Annotated in this window: 1 protein-coding gene; it reads right to left on the bottom strand. The window is 62.0% G+C overall.

Features of this window, described 5'->3' with window-relative positions:
* A partial coding sequence (locus tag FH975_RS16205; protein WP_162322205.1) for a YeeE/YedE family protein occupies window positions 1-1,052 on the bottom strand: 1,052 nt, incomplete at its 3' end.
* Window positions 1,053-1,133 lie beyond the last annotated feature (81 nt).

The raw sequence follows: 1,133 nt of genomic DNA, 5'->3' as shown, positions 1-1,133 counted from the left end.
GTGCTCAGAACCGGCTTAGGCCCGGCGCCGGCACGCTTGTGGTTGATGATGAAGATCCTTGCCGCCGCGCCGGTGCCCAGGACCATGAACAGCAGGGCGGTCCATCCCTGGAAGCCGAAGGCCGCGGTGTTGACCATTGCATTGCCGATCGTGCAGCCACCGGCCCAAGCTGCACCCCAACCCATCATGACGCCGCCGGTGATAGAGCGTACGGTGGTAGTGGCGTCTGGCACGCGGATCTTGAACTCTCCGGAAACCTGGGCGGCGATGAAGGAGCCGATGAGCAGGCCGAGCACCAGCATCATGCCCCAGTCGACCAGTGCCATGTCCCCGGTGCCGAGGAAGACGCCAATGTGGGCCGACGGGCCGGTGATGCCCAGACCGGATTCGCGTCCGGTGGCCCAGGAAAGCGGCCATGCAAACGTGGCGATCACTCCGATGATCACAGCTGTCGTGAACGGGTGCCATGCCTTCTCTGTGAACACGTGGGCGAGGCCGGTCTTAGTCGCTGGCAGACTCACTTTGTTCACCTGACGTTCACGGTTGAGGTGACGTAGGGCCGCGACCGCCACGGCTGCCGCCAGGAGGATCACTAGGATCCAGGGGGTGACGCCGATTGTCTCGTAAAGAGTGCCGTTGGAGATCTCGATTGACCGGATGGAGTCGGTGGTGCCGGCCAGCGGTCCGAATCGGAACGCCGCGGCACCGAGGATGTAGAAGATCAGGGCCAACCAGGACCCTACGAGGCCCTCGCCGGCCCGGTAGTAGGTTCCGGTGGCGCATCCTCCGGCCAGAATGATGGCGAAGCCGAAGATGAAACCGCCAATGACCGTGCCCAGCCAGGGAAACGTCCCGCCGCCGAGCTCGATCAGTCCGACGGCGTCCAGGGCGAAAACGCCGATGGACTGGACCGCGACGATCACCATGAAGGCAGTGAACCAGCGCGTGCTCTTTGTGGTGAAGAGGTCGCGGAAAGCGCCGGTGACGCAGAAGCGCCCACGCTGGAAGACGAAACCGAGCACAGTACCTAAAAGAAGACCGGAAATGATCATGAAGAACATTAAAGAGTCTCTAGTGGAGAATGTTCAAAAAGTATGACGGACTGCTACGGGAGGTTTCCCCAGATGAAGCCG

The sequence above is a fragment of the Nesterenkonia haasae genome, assembly GCF_010119385.1.
Taxonomy (GTDB): Bacteria; Actinomycetota; Actinomycetes; order Actinomycetales; family Micrococcaceae; genus Nesterenkonia; species Nesterenkonia haasae.
The sequence above is the reverse complement of the archived record's forward strand: the minus strand, read 5'-3'. Positions and strand labels throughout refer to the sequence as shown.